The 21,125-nt window shown below is 45.6% G+C and carries 12 protein-coding genes and 1 pseudogene; 4 read left to right on the top strand and 9 right to left on the bottom strand.

Annotation, left to right across the window (positions count from 1 at the left end; all coding sequences use genetic code 11):
* Positions 1-183: pseudogene (locus RIM23_RS05295) on the bottom strand (RNA-guided endonuclease IscB); the annotation flags it as partial.
* 500 nt (positions 184-683) lie between these two features.
* Between RIM23_RS05295 and RIM23_RS05290 the strand changes: the two are divergent.
* Positions 684-3,863: a beta strand repeat-containing protein gene (locus RIM23_RS05290; protein ID WP_446365096.1), complete on the top strand. Its 3,180-nt coding sequence runs from the start codon at positions 684-686 to the stop codon at positions 3,861-3,863.
* A gap of 374 nt (positions 3,864-4,237) precedes the next feature.
* On the opposite strand, the gene RIM23_RS05285 is transcribed toward RIM23_RS05290, so the two are convergent.
* The 4 genes from RIM23_RS05285 to RIM23_RS05270 all read right to left on the bottom strand — a co-directional run bounded on the left by RIM23_RS05285 (position 4,238) and on the right by RIM23_RS05270 (position 8,277).
* Positions 4,238-4,840, bottom strand: a complete 603-nt coding sequence (locus tag RIM23_RS05285) for a Uma2 family endonuclease (RefSeq protein WP_446365094.1) — start codon at positions 4,838-4,840, stop codon at positions 4,238-4,240.
* 55 nt (positions 4,841-4,895) lie between these two features.
* Positions 4,896-5,906, bottom strand: a complete 1,011-nt coding sequence (gene mtnA, locus RIM23_RS05280) for an S-methyl-5-thioribose-1-phosphate isomerase (RefSeq protein WP_446365098.1) — start codon at positions 5,904-5,906, stop codon at positions 4,896-4,898.
* 131 nt (positions 5,907-6,037) lie between these two features.
* Positions 6,038-6,943 (bottom strand): Rpn family recombination-promoting nuclease/putative transposase, encoded by a 906-nt coding sequence (locus RIM23_RS05275; protein WP_446365092.1) that lies wholly within the window; start codon positions 6,941-6,943, stop codon positions 6,038-6,040.
* Between the two features lie 104 nt (positions 6,944-7,047).
* Positions 7,048-8,277: an NAD(P)/FAD-dependent oxidoreductase gene (locus RIM23_RS05270; protein WP_446365090.1), complete on the bottom strand. Its 1,230-nt coding sequence runs from the start codon at positions 8,275-8,277 to the stop codon at positions 7,048-7,050.
* 317 nt (positions 8,278-8,594) lie between these two features.
* On the opposite strand from RIM23_RS05270, the gene RIM23_RS05265 reads away from it, so the two are divergent.
* Positions 8,595-9,191 (top strand): TetR/AcrR family transcriptional regulator, encoded by a 597-nt coding sequence (locus tag RIM23_RS05265; RefSeq protein ID WP_446365088.1) that lies wholly within the window; start codon positions 8,595-8,597, stop codon positions 9,189-9,191.
* Positions 9,192-9,359: 168 nt separating this feature from the next.
* On the opposite strand, the gene RIM23_RS05260 is transcribed toward RIM23_RS05265, so the two are convergent.
* The 3 genes from RIM23_RS05260 to RIM23_RS05250 all read right to left on the bottom strand — a co-directional run bounded on the left by RIM23_RS05260 (position 9,360) and on the right by RIM23_RS05250 (position 11,908).
* The gene (locus RIM23_RS05260; protein ID WP_446365086.1) at positions 9,360-10,310 is read right to left on the bottom strand and encodes a DUF1517 domain-containing protein; all 951 of its coding nucleotides are present in this window, start codon (positions 10,308-10,310) and stop codon (positions 9,360-9,362) included.
* A gap of 300 nt (positions 10,311-10,610) precedes the next feature.
* Positions 10,611-10,832 (bottom strand): sulfur carrier protein ThiS, encoded by a 222-nt coding sequence (gene thiS, locus RIM23_RS05255; protein ID WP_446365084.1) that lies wholly within the window; start codon positions 10,830-10,832, stop codon positions 10,611-10,613.
* A complete protein-coding gene (locus tag RIM23_RS05250; protein WP_446365082.1) occupies positions 10,829-11,908 on the bottom strand; it encodes a thiamine phosphate synthase in 1,080 nt (359 codons plus the stop codon). Before RIM23_RS05250 ends, thiS begins: the two co-directional genes overlap by 4 nt.
* A gap of 183 nt (positions 11,909-12,091) precedes the next feature.
* Here RIM23_RS05250 and RIM23_RS05245 point away from each other — a divergent pair, with 183 nt between their 5' ends.
* Positions 12,092-13,612 (top strand): DUF1565 domain-containing protein, encoded by a 1,521-nt coding sequence (locus tag RIM23_RS05245; protein ID WP_446365080.1) that lies wholly within the window; start codon positions 12,092-12,094, stop codon positions 13,610-13,612.
* Between the two features lie 565 nt (positions 13,613-14,177).
* Positions 14,178-20,777: a CHAT domain-containing protein gene (locus RIM23_RS05240; RefSeq protein ID WP_446365078.1), complete on the top strand. Its 6,600-nt coding sequence runs from the start codon at positions 14,178-14,180 to the stop codon at positions 20,775-20,777.
* Between the two features lie 165 nt (positions 20,778-20,942).
* Here RIM23_RS05240 and RIM23_RS05235 read toward each other — a convergent pair.
* A partial coding sequence (locus RIM23_RS05235; RefSeq protein WP_446365076.1) for a hypothetical protein occupies positions 20,943-21,125 on the bottom strand: 183 nt, incomplete at its 5' end.

The raw sequence follows: 21,125 nt of genomic DNA, 5'->3' as shown, positions 1-21,125 counted from the left end.
CAATGGACATTTCTTTCCTTTGTGGACATAAGTGTAACCGTCAGCTTTCCAGATTAGCTCGAAATACTTCCAGTTGATGCTTTGCAGTTTTCCTTTAACTGTAGTCAAGTCAAAGACCCGACCGGCTCTCACTGTCACTCGTCCAACATCTGTTCCTTGATTCTTCCCGGTGGGCGCTATCATAGATGATTCACAGAATTTTCACATAAATCCAGCCATTCTTCATCAACGCTTATCCCAAAAGCCTCTGTGGAGCAGTTATGCTCTAGTTAAGACGATATACATCGCTTACTCCCAAGTTGCAATTAGTGTATCTCACTCCTTATCCCGTTCTCAGTGGGTCGAGAACGGGATTTTCCATTTCAAGATGGTACCATTTTGATCAATCAAAAGGGATAGGGTTTTGGGAGCAATAACAACAAACAAAGGAGGCATGACCTAACTTTACAGAAACTTTATCGATTTATTATATAAACTTCATCGCAGCTACACACAACTCCGGCAAATTGCATCCATAATAAAAACATAGATGAAATCTTTTTCCCACCCTTGGACGAATCCCCGAAAGGGGATTTTTTTTTAGCAATGTAACTTAACAGAACTTCAAACCAGAATCCCCTTTACCGGATTCTCAAAACCAATACCTGTAAAAGGGGGTGACGATTGTAATCACCCTCTAATTAATGAAAATCTCCGCTCAAGCCCTCTGTGTTGGATTACTATTTTCTGGAGGGTTAACGTCCCCTGTCATCGCCCAAATGCCTGAGTCTGAAATCGATGCGCCACGTTTACCAACTCAGGGAACTGCCACAGATTTGAGAGTTTTACCCCGTATAGGCGGTAAGTTTACCACGGAAGGCGCAGGCTATCAAGACCCATTTTTTAGTCTGGAAGGCTTTGTTCCGATTACTCAGAATCCCGGAATTACCCTAACATTTCTAGAGGGACAATTACGCCTGTTAACCGACTCCACGATGGGCGGAACTATCCTCCTCGGACAACGGTTCTACAATTCCTCTCAAAACCGGATTCTGGGAGGCTACCTTTCCTACGATACCCGTGATACAGGAAACAGCATCTTTCACCAAATTGGTGCGGGGTTTGAACGACTAGGAGAGGATTGGGATTTGCGAGTGAATGCTTATTTGCCAGTCGGTGAACGCCGCCAAAAGGTGGATGAGTCGTTCTCCCTGCGCGGATTTGGGCAGAATAATTTACTCATCAATCATCGCCAGCACTTTGAAGCGGCGATGGCTGGATTTGATATTGAAGCGGGGGGACGGTTGTTGCAACTGGGGGAAGGAGATTTACGGGGATATGCGGGGGTTTATTATTACGGTGGGGAGGGAACCGATAATACCATTGGGATTCGAGGGCGCTTGGAAGCACATCCCACGGATTATCTGAATCTGGGCTTATCGGTGCAAACTGACCAAATTTTTGACACTCGGATTGTCCTTAGTTTAGGCGCAACCTTCCCCGGAACCCGCCCCCGTGGGGTTGAACCCGCCAGCGCTTTGGCGCGTATGGGAGAATCGGTGGGACGTATTGCAACTATTATTGTTGATGAACAAACGGAAAATGGACAAGTCGCGGCGATAAACCCCAAAACCGGTCAACCTTGGCAGTTTCAGCATGTCACCTTGGGGATGAGTACGGGAAATGGTACGTTTGAAACGCCCTTTGGTACAGTGCAGAATGCATTGAGTGTGGCTGGGACTAATGAGATTGTCTATGTACAGGTGGGTACAACTTCCGAGATGGAGGCTTTTCAGCTAGCTGATGGGGTAGTGGTACTCTCAGCAGGTTCAGTCCAACGGATTGATACTCAGCAACTGGGTACGGTGCAGTTACCTTTATCTGGAAACGGTCAGTTTCCCACGGTTATGGGAACGGTGACCCTAGGAAATAATACCACCCTGACTGGGTTTGCGATCGCGAATGTCACCGGCAATGGTATCCAAGGCGCGAATATTGAGAATGTGACGATTCAAGATAACCGCATCGCTAACGCCACAGGACAAGGGATTAGTCTCATTGATGTCACCGGAACCAGTGCTATCGCCCGTAATGTTATCACAAACACGGGTCAGCAGGGCATTTTTATTCAAGCTTCGGAAACCACTCAACAAGAACTCACCCTCGATAGTAACCAAATTCGTGATAGTGGCGCTCAAGGTGTTTTTATTCAAGCCTCCGGCGAGGTGCAACAGCAATTAACCGCAACCAATAATCAAATTAGTAATAGTGTTGGTCAAGGATTTTATCTGGCTGCTAATAATAATAGTCGCCAAACTTTTGACGTTTTTAACACAAGCATTAGTAACACCGTCCTTGATGCAAATGGGGATGGGGGTCAAGGTCTTTTTCTGCAAGCCAATGCCAGCGCCCAGCAAATCTTAACCCTAGATACCTTAACGGTTACGGAAAGTGCAGGTCAAGGCATCTTTATCGCGGCAAATGGAAATGGAGATGACCTAACCCAGCAATCTGTCCAAGATTTAAACCTCAGCAATGCCATCGTTAGCGAAAGTACAGGACAGGGGATTTTTATTGCGGCTAATAATAACAGTCAACAAACCTTTAATATTGATGCCAGTACAATTAACCAGACTCGCCTCGACAGTAATGGGGATGGCGGTCAAGGTGTCTTTATTCAGGGAAATCGCGTCGCGGTTCAAGACTTTACCCTCAACAGTACCACAGTTACCAATAGCGCTGGACAAGGTATTTTAATTGCTACTAATGGCGATGAAAAGGACTTAACTGCCCAATCAATACAGGAGTTTCAACTCAATAACACTCAAGTTAGTGATACCGTGGGTCAGGGTATTTTTATTGCCGCGAACAATAACAGTGAACAAGTCTTTAATCTCGACAGCAGCACGATTAGGAATGTTGGACTCGATGCCCAAGGCGAAGGCGGACAGGGGATTTTTGTGCAAGGTAACCGTTTGGCAGTCCAGGAGTTCCAGATTAATAGTCCCACGATAACCAATAATGCTGGACAGGGTATTTTTGTTGCCACGAATGGGGATGCAAACGACCTCAGTGTCCAGTCGCGCCAAGAGTTTGGTATCACAGATGCCCAGATTACTGATAGTACAGGTCAGGGTATTTTTATGAGTGCTAATAATAATGGCTCTCAAAACTTTGAGATTAAAGATAGTACAATTGATGGCACAAAATTGAATGCTCTAGACAGTGGGGGTCAAGCTGTTTTTGTCCAAGCTAATAGTATCGCTCAACAAGACTTCACGATTGATAATGTCCAAATTAGTGATAGTCAGGGTCAAGGTATTTTTGTCGCGGCGAATGGGGATGAAGAGAATCTAGAACAGCAATCTCAGCAACGGTTTCAGATTAGCAATGTTCAGATTAGTAATAGCACTGGGCAGGGAATTTTTGTATCCGCGAATAATAATAGCAGACAAGAGTTTGACATTGAAACCAGTACAATTAGGGGTACAATTCCTACCAGTGGAACTGATGGGGGTCAGGGTATTTTTGTCCAGGGAAATGCTGTCGCGGTGCAGGATTATCGGATCAATAATACTACGATTACCGATAATGTTGGTCAAGGTATCTTTTTGCAAACGAATGGCAATGCTCAAACGATTGCTGATTTTGAGTTGACAATTTTGGACAAAAATGCTATCCCAGGATTTAATGCCGTACTCAATAGCGATCGCACGTTCTGCCTAGCCCTAACTGAGAATACTAGCACGACAGAGTTCCAGCTTCAGCGCAATGATGGCACATTCAAGGTCGTTAATCTCGATAATCTCCCTCAAAATAATACAGGAACCATTAATTTTGCCCCCAGCCAGGAAGATTTTACCCCCGTTCCCCAGTGTAATTGAAGGTAGAAGAGCAAACATCATATCCTATTGTAGGGGCGGGTTTAGCCGTTTAATTGACGGGTATACCGATAACTTATCAACAAAACCCGCCCTCTGGTCGTTTAGATTTGAGACAAAGGATGTAGCGTGCTTCTCAAGGGAGCAAGTAGAACGAATGACGAATAGCTATTTTGTCAAGATCAGTTTCAGATCAGAATAAAACTGCGTCAGAACTGATCTAGAAGATCGTCTAGCTTATGAGTCATTATAAAAGTAGCAAGACTCCAGATGCAGTCATCAACCAAAAAACTCTGCCTGAAGGAGAAAAGCATACACCCTGATACTTGTCCTCAGCCTTTCACAGAAAGCGCTGAGGTTTTTCGTATGTTGCCACTTTAACGAGTACGGATTGCTTGAATAAATTCGTTCACCGCATCGTACTGATCAGGATACGCAATGTAGCGCAACAACAGCGCCTTATCCAAATCGGGGAAAAATTGACTACGATTCACCTCTTCGTACTCCCCAGAAGCGCCCAGAGAGAATATTCTCATCTGATCAGATTTCCAAAACCAGACTTCAGGGACTCTTCTGGGTTTATACAAATCCCGTCTGTCGATAGTTGCACTGGTAACAATAATTTCGATAACGATATCAGGCGTTTCCTTATTGCTACCAATGCAATAAGATTCATCAGGTGTACCGGAGGCATATCCAGGCGATTCCAGCGTAAATCCACCACGCCTGTAAAATCGGATGCCCTTTTCTCTCATGTAAGCTTCTAACAGCAAGCTAAAAGTGCTTTTTATATTCTCATGAAATGCCCCAATCGGAGACATGATTTCCATTACCCCGGCTAAGTAAGTCAGTCTGACACCTTGATTATTCTGCAATTGGGTTTCGATAGCCTTGAACTGTTCCCAGGTAATATCGTGCAAAGTCACCAGTTTTTCGGCTAGGGGTGGTTTGGGTTGCTTGTCTAAAAGGGAGACATTCATGGCTTTTTCTGGCAAACAAGGTAATTTTAGGTAGGGTAAGCTGTCAAGCCAACGATTAAGCCAACTGCTTCAGGCGAAACTGCTGCAACTCCTCTGGACGCATCGCTCCTTTTTCGGTAATAATGGCTGAAATTAACTTCGCTGGCGTGACATCAAACGCCGGATTATAAAACTCCACACCCGTGGGACAAATCACCGTCTCACCAACTTGATAAATTTCCGAGGGATGGCGTTCTTCAATCGGAATTAAATCCCCTGTGGGTAACTCGAAATCAACCGTAGATAGGGGGGCGGCGACAAAGAAAGGAATATTATGGGCTTTGGCGAGTAATGCCACACTATAGGTGCCAATTTTATTCGCCGTATCCCCATTGGCGGCAATTCTGTCTGCACCCACCACCACTGCATCAATCAATCCCCGATTCATACAATGGGCTGCCATATTATCGGTAATCAACGTTACCGGGATTCCCTCTTGCACACATTCCCAAGCCGTCAGTTTTGCCCCTTGCAACCGGGGACGAGTTTCACAAGCATAGATTCTGGCTAACCGCTTCTCGCGCCAGGTTGAACGCACCACCCCCAAGGCGGTACCGTAGCCGGCTGTGGCTAGGGAACCCGCATTACAATAGGTAAGAATACATAATTTTTCTGGAGTCGCGGGCATCGCTGCCAACCCATTATCCCCGATCGCGTTACAGATCTGTAAATCTTCTACCTGAATCCCTTGGGCGGTTTCCAGCAATGCCGTTTTTAAGTGATCCACTGAACCAAGGGTTTCATGGGCAGTTTTCAACATCCGCGCGATCGCCCAAAATAGATTCACCGCTGTTGGGCGAGTTTGACGCAGGAGTTTGGCAACCTCTTCGAGTTCAGTTAAAAACGTCTCGCGATCGTCTGTTTTAATGTCTCGCGCCCCCAAGTACATCCCGTAAGCCGCCGCCACACCAATCGCCGGCGCCCCTCGGACTATCATGGTTCTAATTGCCCGTGCCATATCCTCACAGCACTTAATTTCAACGACGGCATAGTTTTGGGGTAAACGGGTTTGGTCAATCAGTAGCACGCGATCGTCGCGCCAAACGATGGGATACACCGGATTGTTGGGCATGGTTACTAAGGGCTAATGTGGAAAACTGACTATAGTTTAACCTGCTTTGGTCATTGGTCATTTGTCCTTTGTCCTACTCGCTTTCATTAATAAGCCAGCCAACTTGACAAGTCTTCCAGACTGTTGAAATCAAAAATATCTTCTGTTAAAGTTTCCAACTCTGACAAAGACAAGTCTTCAACTTGGGTGCTTACTGCTGCCGGAATTTCGCCAAAACGCTTTTTCAGTAAACGCATCACTAGGGCGATCGCTTCAGTTAGTCGCCCTTCTTCTTTTCCTTCTTCTTTGGCATAATTTAGCCGCCCTTTTTCATCTTGGATCATCATTCCTCGCCTATCTATCACTTCAAATTCTTCTACTGTCATGTTCGCTTGATTGGCTATATTTAAGGCGAGTTCTATCTCTGAAACTTCTCCTAACGTATCGGGGATATCTTCCAACATTGCAGCTTCTTTCAGAAAATAAATCCACTTATCTGTCAAACTTGTCAACTGGCATAAAGTCTTTTTTAATTTCGGTAATTCGACAAATATTAGTCGCCATTCACCGCTCATACATTCAAAGTTTTTAATTTCTTCTTTAAACACAAATTTGTTGATTACATCTTCTGTCTCTTTAAACAGGATAAAGTCAGTAATTGTCACCGCGATCGTTGGATTCAGCAGTGGGTAGTTTTCTCCTTTGACCAACTGGTTGCTATAAGCTTTGGCTAGGTTGTAAGCGACTCGTTTGTTAAATGCAGTCATTGATGCGATTTGCATTTCAATGATGACAATCGAGCCATCGGCTAAAACCGCTTTTACATCTAAATAGGTATCTTTTAAGCTGAGGACTTGACCGGGATTGTAGGGGTTGACAATGGTTAAGGATTGAATTACTTTTTCGCCCCCATAAATTATCGCATTGAGAAAGCTGATTAATATCTCTTTGCTCTGCTCAGAACCAAATATTTTTTTAAAGGCATAATCGACTTTAGGGTTGATAAATCTCATCGTTTTCTCCCTTTTTAGTCGCCCGTCATAGAAGATATTGTTATTTTACCACAAAGAAGCCCTATCTGAGGTACGAGTATAATTTAACCTGCTTTGGTCTTTTGTCATTTGTCATTTGTCATTTGTCCTTGCCCTTTAGCTTTCCACCATGATCTAATTTTTCGCATCAGGTAAACGATTAAACTCTTAGAGAGTTTCTCAAATTTATAGTAAAACAGGATATCCATCATCTCTTGAGTCTCTAGAGGCGCCAGATAAGATACACCTTCATCAATTTTTTGGTCGCTTTCAATTAAATAGCGCTTCATGCCAATCTTTTCTGACAGATTCCAGCTCCGGGAAAATTTCTGATATATTTCTTTTTGATAATCCTGGAAACTGGCTGATTCACCCTTTAAATACTTCTGAATATGCTTACCAGCTATTTCGGCACAATCCATGGCATGGCGAATGCCTTCACCGCCCAAAAGGTTTACCATTGATACAGCATCTCCAATGGCAATAATATTATCGCGATAGTAAATATCCTGAAGTCCACTGGAATAATGTAGGGTTGACCCATGCATATCGATAATTTTATAGTCTTTGGCTTGTATATACTCGTGAATCAGTAAATCAATATAATATCGAATTGATTCCGTTTGCTTAATAATTTTGTGGTCTAATCGATAGGATGCCGCCCCCACCTTTAACCGAGGCTTCTCCATCGGAAATATCCAAGAATAGCCTTTTGGCATCCATTTATGCCCCAAGAAAAACCAGAGGGAATTAGTATATTTCTCATAATCATTGTCTGAGACTTCAATTAAATATTCAATCCCAGACGGCTTTAGGAACGCAGGTTTCTCGCTTTCTTTCCTATACATGAGTGCTCTAGCCGGTCCTGTCGCATCCACCAGCACCTGGGTGGAGACAGTAATGGGTTCACCCCCTCGCGGCTTCAGTTCAACCAACGTCTCGCCCTGTTTTTGGGCATATTTTATATATCGATATCCCAGCCAAACTTCACCGCCACAAGATTTAACCTCATCAGCCAGGAATTTTCTCAACTTGGCGAAATTTAAGACAGCCCCTAAGGTTTGCGGAGAATCCCAATTTCGGGTTAAATTAGTGGTAACAATCACCAGATTCTGCCAAAAACTACCGACAACATCCTCAGGCAAGTCAAATTTTTCTAAGGTTTCTAATGGCGTAGCCGCACTGGAGAAATCATTTTTTTCAAAGGTTTCATGCTGCTCGACCAACAAAACCTGATAACCGGATTTAGCTAACCACCTAGCACATTGTCCCCCGGCTGGACCTGCGCCAACTACGACAACATCGAATTTTCGCATACTATATTAGTAAAGGGTGTCATGATTCCAGTCTCTCATACCAGGTTGCCCGTTTAGTAGTAACTGTTAAAATTTTTTGGGCAAAGGGTGAAGGTAAAACAGGCTTCCTTTCCATCTTGCTCCTTTACCCTGTCCATTTGTTACTGCTTTCAAAGATGATTGGAAATCGGGGATGAGGAAACTTTGCATCCTCGATGATCAGTTGAACTATTACTCAGTCCTAAATGACAAACCTGATCCCTCCTTCTACCTTTAGGAGGGGACTTTTGGACTGCGAAATGCAACTGAGGAGCAAATAAACCATTCCATAATTATGTATGAAACCATCTAAACGCGAGCAAATTGCCCAAGCCGCTATGCAACTTTTTATCCAGCATGGCTACAGGGAAACAAGTATGGATCAGATCGCCGCCGAAGCAGACGTATCTAAGCATACCATTTACAATCATTTTCACTCCAAAGAAGGATTGTTTATCGAATTGGTGGAACAGTTCATTGATGAGCAGTTTCAGCCAGAGTTCCAGTCTGAACTGTCCGATGAGCCAGCAACAGGGTTACGCAGACTGGCAGAGGCATTTCTATTGAAAATGAATAATCCAGAGTACGGGGCGTTTCTACGTTTATTGATTGCTGAGTCGGGTCATTTTCCTCACTTGGCACAATTGTTTATCCGCCGAGTTATTGGGGAAGAAAGTCATAGTCTGAAGCAGTATTTTGAGTCCCATCCGGACTGGCAAATTCGTGATCCGGAGTTGACTGCTTATATTTTTTTGAGTTCTATGTCTTCCTTTATACTTTTTCAAGAAGTTATGCAAGGAAAGTCAATTTTGTCAATAGAACAAGACCGTTTGATTGACCAGTTAGTTGACTTGGTTTTATCGAACTCGGCTGTCCAAGTTTTATCACCGCCCTGAGACGAATGGTTTGCGTGATAAGTTTATCATTGGTCAAATTTAGCGGTTGAGATTAGGGCGGGTTTCGTTGTTGAGCGTGAGGTTGGTTTACTCATTGAATCCCTAAACCCGCCCCTACATCTTCCCCTAAACCCGCGCCTACATCTTTGGCGTGCGATCGCGGGGGAGTTAAACCAGCTTCAGATCAGGATATTCCGCTAATACATCATCTGAGGTTAATGTATCGCCTTCGGCTTGGGGTGTCCAGAGGACTTCAATTGCCAATAAGCGCTCGCTCGATACACCACCTATCTGACGCAAGGCTTGACGCAAGTCATCAGAACTATTGATGGTGGGTAATTCCAGCTTCCCTTGTACGCCGGCTAAAAGGGTGACGATAATGTATTCACCGGGAGCTTGAGATTCAACCAAGGCTCCATTCCCTTCAACCGCTTTGGCAGTCCCTTGGCGCAGTTGACCCTCATAATTAGATAAGGTTTCTTCGGCAAATTTACTGCGTTCTGCTAAAGAGAGCTGATTAAACCGGGCTTCGGCGGCGTCTAAAGCAATTTGTTGGGATTGCGCTGCACCATACACCCAGTATTCAGGATGGCGTAGTAAGGCTAAAGTAGACTCTTGCAGCACTTGCGCTCGTCCTTGAGGTGAATCGGTATCAGCTTGTTGAGCTAACTCGTCAAGTTCCTGCTGCAGATTACGCGCACTGGCAAGTAAACCCACTTGCAAGCGTCCCACGGAAACCTTGGGATTGATTGTATTAGGGATATCATTTCCGCCCCCTTCACCCAGACGACGGAAAGACTGTACCAAGAAATTCGCGATCGCAAAGAAGATCAGAATCCCAAACAGACTACCCATACCACCGAAGCCGAAGAAGGGTAAGAGGAAGGGAAAACCAATTCCTCCCCCACCATATCCATAACCGCCACCGGGAGCGCGATATCCCCCACCAGGGCGAGAATAGGTACGACTGGGAGCGCGGAAGGAACCGCCACCAATTCTACCACCACTGCGAGCAGCTAAGGCGTCACTGGCATTTCCCAGGACTAAGGTAAAAATGAGACCAAAAACGAGCAGAGACTTTAAAAGGGGTTTGAGCTTTGAAAAAGGATGGTTACGCATAGGTTAATTAAGACTATCCCAACTGAGGTGAGTTTCCAACTGCTTACATTAGCCATCTGCAGTCTCTTTCCACTCCTGAATCTAAACTAAGCAAGACGAATCACCTCAAGCTGGGTGGGTATGACTGACTACACTTCCACTGTATCGTTCTCTTTCATTAGCTAAAACATCCTAAGAGTCGAGATTACCGATTCGTCAGGGAACAGGGAACAGGGGGGAGTTCCAGACGTAGCCTGCTCCCCCTGCTCCCAGACGCGCCATGGCGCGTCTCTACATGCTCCCCCTGCTCCCCCTGCTCCCCTACCCACCACCGACAATCGTCACCACTTCTAGCTGATCCCCTTCCTTAATCTGAGTCGTTGACCAAAACTGGCGGTGGAGAATCTCACCATTGTACTCAACCGCCACTAAGCGCGGATTTAGGTCAAGCTGTGCCAAAAGCTGAGGTAATTTGGTGTCAGCCGCACAGGTACGGGATTCACCATTCACTTGTAGAGTAATTTGATCGCGAGTGTTGGTCATAATTGAGGAGTACCCGCTTCAATACGACGCAGGTTTTGTTCTTTGGTAAGTTGAGAGAGGAAATACTGGGTAACCAATGTTGGTTGTTCCGCTTGCATGATCGCCCGCACGATCGCGACTCTTTTTGCTCCCGCTCCTAAGACCTCATGAATATTATTCGGATCAATGCCACCGATGGCAAACCAGGGAATTGATGACTTTTGTGCCGCGTACTGCACATAGTCTAAACCCGCCGCCGCTTTGCCGACTTTGGTGGGGGTTTCATATACAGGTCCTACGCCAATGTAATCGGCGCCTTCTGTAATTGCCCGTTGCATTTCCTCCGAATTTGTGGTAGAGCGACCAATAATCCGATGGGGACCGAGGAGTTTTCTCGCTACAGCAATGGGCATATCTTGCTGTCCTAAATGAACGCCATCGGCATCAATCGCCAGAGCCAAATCCACGCGATCGTTCATAATAAATAATGCCCCGTAATGGTTGCACATCTGGCGCAGTTTCTGGGCTTGAGCGAGTCTGACCAAATCTTCAGCCCCCTTTTCCCGATACTGAACTAACGTCACTCCCCCTTGTAGCGCCGCTTCTACCGTGGGTAAGAGTTGGTCTGAGGGTAAGGTGACTAAATAAAGCTGCGATCGATTCAGCAGTTGATAGCGGTGGTAGATGAGCAACTGACTCTCTAGGGTATAGACCCGATAGCGCATTTGTTTGCAAGCGGCTCCCATACCGGGACTATACAGTTTACCATATTCCTCTAGTACCCGTAAGGCTTCCTGAACCCGACAGAGGTTGGCTTGCAAAACTTGTTGGATATTGGCACGTTGTTCTTCCTGGGGATGAGACAGTTCCGTCCCTAGATCACCAGGGGTATCCCGTTCGGCACGAATCTCTCGACTATGCCAACGGGCAAGTTCTTGGCGCATCTGCTTGCATTCACTTGCCATCTGCACGCTATTTAGACCAAAGCGACACCACTCTTCGATAATCCGTAAGCCTTCTCTGGCTCGGTCTAAATTCGCATCTAAAATCCGGCAAACTGCTGGTTCTTGACCCATCCAACCGTTGTACCCGCTCATCGCCAACTGCTCCACGTTATTTCTTATCCTAACAGGGTGACGGCTTTTAATTCTTGACCGAGTATGATGTGGTTCATAAGTGTTGGAAATTTTCCATATTGTAGAACTGTTGTTGATTCGTTATTCTAATGCAACTAAGTACAGTAAACTCAAAACATGAGGTTGAGATTCACAGCGCCGGAAATGATTAAGCCCTACCCAATTCAACAGTTTCGCCACCCACACTTAGTCCGGTGTGGGTTCGGTGTGCTTGCTGTGGTTTCTCTCGGCTGCATCACCCTGACTCCTCTGGGTTTGCCCCAAGCTGTGGCACAGTTAACCTTGATTCCCCAGGGACTTGTTGCCCAGAATCAGCAAGACACCCCACTGTTGTTGGTCAACCCCATGACTGGGGATGATATTAATGGTAATGGTAATATGGATTCCCCGTTCAAAACCATTGCCAAAGCTTTACAAGTGGCTCAACCGGATACGGTGATTAGATTAGCGCCCGGTATCTATAGTGTCCAAACCGACGAAACCTTTCCCTTGATTTTGCCCCCCGGCGTCACGTTGCAAGGGAATCCCCGAACTAGAGGGGAGAATATTATTATCCAAGGGGGAGGTTTATTTGAGAGTTCCACCCCATCCCAGCAGAATATTACTATTCTGGCAGCCAACCCCGCTACGGTAACCGGGGTGACGATTACTAATCCCAATCCTCAAGGGTATGGGTTATGGATTGAATCGAGTTCACCGATGGTGGTGGATAATACGTTTACAGAAAATACCAGCGCCGCAATTGTGGTGAAGGGAAATAGTGCGCCAACCATTCGCAGCAATTACTTTTATAACAATGGTGGCGAGGGTATTCTCGTGGCGGGGACATTACAGGCAGATGTGCGGGAAAATGTGTTTATTGATCGGGATAACCCTAGCTGGGAATTGAGTCGCAACCTTCCCTCAACCCCAGCTGAATCCCCCACGACTCCCAGTATTGCCGAAACGGAATCGGTATCTCAACCCGTTGTAACCAGGGCGAATCCTTCCCTAACTCCTGAACAGGTTTCCCCCATCGTTGAACCCGATAGGAGTATCTCCCAGTTAGAAATACTCCCCACCACATTCCCCTCAAACGGAACAACTCTATCGGTAGCGAATCCCAAAGAGTTAACCGAGACTCAACCCGCAGCCATGGCTCAAACAGCCCTATCCCCCTCAACCTATTCCATTTCCGCCGCGTCTTTTCCGGTTCCCTCTAGTCTCCAGTCTCAAGAGAACCCTACCAATCCAGCGACAGCCGCAACTGTTCCCCAGCTCATCAATATTTCTGTCCCCTCGCCAACCGAGACAGAGATACCCGATAGGTCCACACCAGCCGCCTTGACACCTGAAGCTGAAATAGGAGATGTCACGGTTAATTCTCCAGAGTTCCCCAGCCGGGATTCTGTTCCCGTACTCCATAGCAACAATCCACCCGCTATTCCCCAGGAACCGCCCCCAAAAACCCTACAGGGAGGGCGCTATCGGGTATTAGTTGCCGCCAAAACTGACGATCAACAAACCTTGGTGCGATCGCTGATTCCTGGATCATTCCGTACTTCTTACAATGGCACGTTGATGATGCAAGTGGGATTATTTACTAGCCGCGAAAATGCCCAACAGATTCTGGATTTGCTTCAGGAGCAGGGATTAACCGTTACTATAGAAACCCTTCAGGACTAGCATCGTCGCGACTGTAGGGGCGGGTATAGTAGGGGTTTGGTTACAACCCCTACTTTTTGGATTATAAGTTAGATGCATTAAATGGCTTTTTTGTCAAACTCCCCTCGTTTCGAGTCCAGAAAACTGGGGTGTGAAACATGCTTGTATTATTTAATTTTTTCCGACGCTAGGGAAATAAAAGAACGCCGGCTCAAGGGTTTTAAGCGATGTTTGGTTAAAATTAGCTATAAAAAACACCCAATACAGCATTGATAAACATCATACTACACCCCCAAACCCAGGTCAAATCAGGATTTACCCGTGGCGTTTTCTGCCTGCTCGACATCCGATGAACTTTAGAATATTAAAACGTAAGCGTTAATCTTAAAAGTTTTCGTTATCTCGGACGGAGTGGGGCTGAAAGTGAAGACAGCGCCGGGACAAACTCAGGTATCGGGGTGGGTGGGGTTGTTGTGCGATCGCGTCTCAAGATATTATTTTCTATAGTTTTATTGCCTCCAGAGGCATCAATCACGCATTGGAGTTAAAATCAATTCCATCAGCTTCCAGGGATAAAAGTACTGCCATGAAATCTGCTCGGTTGCACTGGTCTTGGCTTTTTGCCATTCTTTCGATCACCCAAGGGATTCTTGGCATTATTATCCCACTCATTATTTATTCTCCTGCCCTAGCTGAACCAATTACCCCAGCCTCAGATGGCACAGGAACCGTGATTACCCCCAATGGGAATCAGTTTGCTATTTCTGGGGGGAGTTTGTCAGGGGATGGCGCAAATCTATTTCACAGTTTCCAAGACTTTGGCTTAGATGCGGGTCAAATTGCTAACTTTCTGGCAAATCCTAACCTCGAAAATATCCTGGGACGAGTGATTGGCTCTCATCCCTCCCTGATTAATGGCTTGATTCAGATAACTGGGGGAAGTCCTAATTTATATTTAATCAATCCAGCCGGAATCGTCTTTGGGGCAAATGCAAGTTTAAATGTCCCGGCAGATTTTATCGCAACAACGGCGACGGGTATTGGATTTAGTGATCATCATTGGTTTAATGGGTTTGGCGAAAATAATTATCAACAGTTACTGGGTAATCCTAATCAATTTGCTTTTGATGGTTCTTTAGGGGGAAGTATTGTTAATGCCGGGAATTTGACAGTTTCTCAGGGACAGAGTTTAACCTTACTGGGGGGTTCTGTAATTAACACGGGGAAACTCACAGCACCAGGGGGAAAGATTACTGTGGCGGCGGTATCTGGTGCCAATTTGGTCAGGATTTCTCAGGAAGGTCAATTATTAAGTTTAGAGGTGGAACTCCCCAGGGATGAGCAAGAATCGCTGCAATCCTTTACACCTTTGGATTTAGCCAAATTGTTAACAGGAACAGGGGAAAATCTGGAGACAGGGGTTGAAGTCACCCCAGCAGGAGAGGTACAACTAGCTAATACTAATTTTCCTATAGAAAACGGTGATATCGTATCTAAAAATGTGACGGCACAGACAGTAATTCTATCAGCTATTCATAATTTAACCTTGATAGAAAGCCAACTCAACGCAACCAATGATTTAACTTTGCTAGCGGGGAATACAGTGTTCGTGCGAGACAGCGTGACGCATCCCTTTTTGGCGCAAGCTGGCGGTAATCTTTATATTCAAGGGAATAATGCTATTGATATTTTGGCACTTAATCATCCCCAAACGCCCTTTGTTAGTGGTGGAAACCTGAGTTTAGTTAGTGATGGTAATATTTCTGGGGATGCTCACTTTATCAGTGGTGGGCGTTTCTCTGTTCTCAATTTGTCAGGTAAACCGGGAAATTATATCAGCCTGTTTGACCCAATTATCAGCTCGAATGGAGATGTCACATTTGGCGGTTATCAAGGAGTATCCCTGAAAGTTGAGACGAGAGGAAGTATTACGGGTGGAGATATTACAATTACTGGACCCGATACAACCCTGGTGGGTACAGATCCAGATATTCCCCTTTTAAGCAGTACCGCTGCTGTTATTCTACAGGCGGGGAAAACTTCCTTAGATAATCCCGTCAATCTTCCGCCAGCAATACCCCCTTTTGATTCCGCCGGAACAACGACTAATCCCGGTAGTATTTCAGTGGGGGAAATTAGGACAACCGATACAAATGATGGCACGATTATCTTATCGGCGACGGGTGATATCAGTACCTTTAATATTCAAACGGGTGAGAGATTAACCAATGATCGTGGGGGTGATATTGAAATCATTAGTAGCGGCGGTTCTATCTCCACAGGTACGATATCGACTGACGGTACTAATACCAGTGATGCGGGTAATATTACCCTGGAGGCGGCTGGCGATATTTTCGTTAAGAATCTTAGTGCCAGCACTGAATTTGGCAATGGTGGAAATATAAATGTAACCAGTGGTGGCAAAATTGATATGACATCACAAGGTTCTGTCAGTTCATCGGGTGATAATCAGGCGGGAAATATCACTTTTGTAGCTGATGGTGACATTGAACTTGTTAATATTGGCGGCGGAGATATTTCCATTACCAGTACAGGTGGGAATATCAATATGTTGGCTAGCACTCTCTGTGGTAGCGTTGATTTCTGCGATATTTCGGGTGGCAATATTAACCTGGAAGCGACAGGTAACATTATTACGGCTGGTATCGCTGCCAATGGCAATATTAACCTTAAAGCTGGTGGAACTATCGACACGAGTACATTCTTTTCTCTTGGTGGTTTTAGCGATGGTGGTTTACTTGACGCTTCATCAACGAGTGGTACGGGTGGAAATATTACCCTTGAAGCTGGTAGTACTATTATTGCCGGGGATCTTGATGCAAGTGGTTCTCAATCTGGGGGAGATATTACCCTAATTGGCGATGAAATTGACTTTACCGGGGGAGTGGATGGTATTGTATCAGTGAGCAGCACAGGTAACTTAACTATTGAACCAGCAACGCCTGATCAAAATATTGCCATTGGCACAGTTAGTGACAGGGGAGAGGACACCCTAGATTTAACCACGACGGAAATTGCTGGCTGGCAAGATGGTTTTCTAAATATAAATATAGGTCGTGCTGATGGTACGGGTACTTTAACTCTCTTTGATACAGTTACCGATAAGGGTACAACTCCTTTCCCGGATATAGTGATTATTTCCGGGGGGTCAACATTAGTTGGTTCTGATCAAGATACGACGTGGACAATTAACGGCGCAGATAGCGGAAACCTATCCGGTTTTGGCAATGGTTTAGCATTCTCCTCAATTGAAAACCTAACCGGTGGAACGGCTGATGATACTTTCGTTTTCAGTAACAATGGGACTATCAGTGGCGCGATTAACGGTGGATTGGACACGGATAGTCTTGACTATTCGTTGAACGTCAGCCCAGTTACTCTGAATTTGGCAACGATTGCCAATATTGAACAGGTGATTGGTAATGCTGATAGTACCCTAGTGGGAACTGATACGCTGAATACTTGGACGATAACGGGTCGTAATAGCGGTACAGTTAATAGTACGGTGATATTCAGTAATGTTTCTAACCTCACCGGTGGTAACTTAGATGACACTGTTGTTTTTAACACCAATGATAGCTTCAGTGGTAATATTAACGGTGGGGCTGGCAGTTTAACCCTTACCGGAGATGAAATTAATCTGGCTGGGAATGTTTCAGGAACAGGTAGTTTAACTATTCAACCCTTGACTCCGACGCAATCGATTCAAATCGGGGGGAGTGATAGTGGGAATACCAGTATTTTAGAGGTGACGGCGACAGAACTGAGTTTGCTGCAAAATGGGTTTAGCGCGATCGCGATTGGACGAAGCGACAGTAGTGGTTTAATTACAGTAGCGGGTGATGTATCGTTTAATTACCCCGTTACCTTGCGATCGCCTGTGGGTTCTGGTTCAATTGATACCACAGGTGGCACCCTCACAGGAGAAGGGAATGCCTCGATTACCCTGCTTGCTAATCAGGATATTACCACGGGGGATATAATCACTCGCGATCGCAACCTGATTCTATCGAGCAGTAACGGTACGCTAAATCTTATCAATGCCACCATTAATACTGGAGGTGGCGATTTCACCGCCAGCGCTACGGCGGATACAGGGAATGGAATCTATCTTGACAGTAGTAGTATTAATGCCGAAGGTGGCAATATTAGCCTCACCGGTACGGGAAGCCCAGGAGATGGTTACGGCATTGGGATTGATAATGGGAGTGTCGTCGAGACAACTGGATTCGGAACCATTACTCTGACGGGAACCAGTAGTGATGGATTTTTGGGGGAGTCGGTGGCTCTTGCTGATGCAGGAACGAGGATATCTTCCGTTGATGGTGATATTACAATTACCGGTATAAATAATGGAACGGTCGATTCAGCTCACGGTATTCTGGCTACTTTCAGTGCTGTTGTCCGTTCTACAGGTAGCGGTAATATCATCCTCAATGGTACAGCCGGAAGTGGTGGAAATTCCAGTGCAGGGATTGCGATCGCAGGTAGTAGCTTGATTGAATCCACAGGAACCGGGAAAATTACCTTAGAAGGCGTTGGTGGCGCCGGGAAGGACGATAATACAGGGATTTTACTCGTTGATGCCAATTCGGGTATCCATGCCGTAGATGGAGATATTAACCTCGTGGGTACAGGTACAGGGATTGGCAGTAATAATAATGGCATTTATCTGTCTAATGGGACTCTCATCGAAGCAACCGGAAACGGTGCGATCGCGCTTTCGGGAACCACGGCTGATGATTCTGCCGGCATTCGTCTCGATAGCAGTTCGATTAACCCAACCGGAATAGGTAGTGGTGCTGTCACTTTCACGGCTGATGAAATTAATCTCGAGGGGACGACAGAAATTAAGGGGAATCACCTGCTGCAACTACAACCATTGAACCCCAGTTTGGATATCGCGATCGCGGGTACGCTTTCTGATACCCGTTTAAATCTTAATCAAAGTGAACTCAATACTCTCCAAAATGGGTTTGAGCAAATTATTATTGGTCGAGATAACGGTAGTGGGACAATCACCCTGCAGGGTGATGTCATATTTAATGATCCGATTAAACTCCAAGCTCCTGTTGGTTCTGGTTCTATTAATACGACAGGTGGTACGATAACTGGAGCCGATGACGCTACCCTAACCTTACAAGCTAACCAAAGTATTACCACAGGTACTATGATCAATCCAGGTCGTGGGATTACTCTCACCAGTACCCGTAGCACCATTGATACTCGTGCGGGAATCCTCGATAGCAGTAATGAAACAGGTGATGGAGGAGCGATTGAACTCACGGCTTTTGACACAATTAACACCGGAGTTATTGATTCAAGTTCTGGCGGTAATGCTCAAGGGGGAATGATTACCGTAGAGAGCAGTGATGGGGCGATTAGGACGGGTAATCTCAATAGTTCTGGCGCGAGTGGTGGAAATATTTCCATCCTTGCGTTAACGGCGATAACCACAGGTGATATTAATAGCAGTGGCACAATTGAGGATGGGGGTGATGTTATTCTTGACCCGATTAACGATATTCAAGTTACCTCTATTAATGCTCAAGGGGGTAATCGGGGTAAGGGTGGGACGGTTGATAGTACGGCGGGTCGATTTTTCCGCGTCACTGGCAGTTTTACAGATAATCAGGGGACACAAGCGAGTATTTCCACGGCGGGTAATTTAGGCGGAGGAGATATTATTATTCGCCATGGTGGAAATGGAGAGACTCCCTTTCAGGTGGGTGATGCTAGTGTTAATGGTACTGTGGGAGCGATTAGCAGTGGTGATATTACGATTTCTCCCTCTGAATCGTTTTTGTTTACTTATATCGACGGCAATATTCAGATTATTGGTGTTGATGCGCCAATTATTCCCAGTGAACCCCCGATTATTCCAATTGAACCTCCAAGCAATCCGATCGACACAACCCCGAGTTTTAAAGAGCCACCGATTAATCCGGTTGATCTTACCCAAGTTCAAGACGAAGAGGAGAAAGATTCTGCCCCATCTGCGGTTTCTCAAGTTATCCCATCCCTAGAAATTGATGCTATTGCGCCGATTGAGGAACGGTTTACCTTACGGTTTGAAAATTATCTGAATCTAGAGGATACTACGCCGACAACTTTGGCTCAAGCTAGGGCGAGTTTAAATCAAATTGAACAAGCGACGGGGGCTAAACCGGCTCTAATTTATGCGGTTTTTGTGCCCACGGGGGTTTTGGATCAAGGTTCGGTGAATGGGACAAAATCTGAGCTTTTATTGAAACGCAGAGGGGCGCAGAGGTTGGCGCAGAGGGGCGCAGAGGGGGGTAGGGGTTTGGAGGTAATGGCTTTGGCTAATCAAGCGCCTCAAGATGATGATCGGTTGGAGTTGGTTTTGGTTACGGGGGATGGGGAAATGATTCGTTATCCGGTACCGGGTGCGACTAGGGAGAAGGTTCTGAGGACGATTCAGGAGTTGCGCCGCGCTGTGACGGATACTCGCATTCCTCGCCCCTATCTTCCGGCGGCACAACAATTGTATCAGTGGTTAATTTTTCCGTTGGAAGCAAGGTTAGAGGAGCGAGAGATTGATAATCTGGTATTTATTATGGATCGGGGATTGCGTTCTTTACCTATGGCGGTTTTGCATGATGGTCAGGGGTTTATTGTTGAACGGTATAGTGTTGGTTTTATGCCTACCCTTTCTCTTACCGATACCCGCTATGTGGATGTGAGAAATCTGCAAGTTCTGGCAATGGGTGCGTCGGAATTTACCGACCAAAACCCATTGCCGGCAGTCCCTGTGGAATTAGACGCGATCGCAGATAATTTATGGCAGGGTCGATCTTTCCTCAATTCTAGTTTTACTCCCGATATTCTTAAACAAGCACGGGCTAATCAACCCTTTGGTATTGTTCATTTGGCTACCCACGGTGAGTTTAAGCCCGGTAAGCCGGAAAATTCTTATATCCAGTTTTGGCATCAAAAGTTACCCCTGGATCAAATCCGAGATTTGGGATTAAATAATCCCCCGGTTGAATTGATGGTATTAAGTGCTTGTCGCACGGCTTTGGGGGATGAAGAGGCGGAGTTAGGCTTTACAGGGTTGGCTGTACAAGCTGGGGTAAAATCGGCTTTGGGGAGTCTTTGGTATGTCAGTGATCGGGGGACATTGGGGTTAACTAACAGTCCGTAAATATCTAGACAATTGGTGACATAACTGGACATTTTATGTGATATAATCAGGCAATGTCTAGTTTACCCCCCCCAAGAAGCAGCTGCTCGACTTTGTGTGTTGGTCTTGCTCTTTGCACCGATGCTCACTCTATGGTAAAATACAATCTTTTAGTATAGCTGGTGTTCATCTTCTTATCGATATTGTTGTATTAATTGGTAAGAAATCGGGTAACGAATAGCTATGAAGACGATAACTTATTGCAAAGGCTACCCAATCTTTCGCTGACTTAACTCGTGATTCTAATTGCTTTATCTGGATTTTTCTACAATATGCGGCTGAGGAAGTTTTTCCTTTAGCTAATGAAAT

The organism is Coleofasciculus sp. G3-WIS-01, assembly GCF_040223135.1.
Classification (GTDB): domain Bacteria; phylum Cyanobacteriota; class Cyanobacteriia; order Cyanobacteriales; family Coleofasciculaceae; genus Coleofasciculus.
This window is presented reverse-complemented; position numbering and strand designations above follow the sequence as displayed.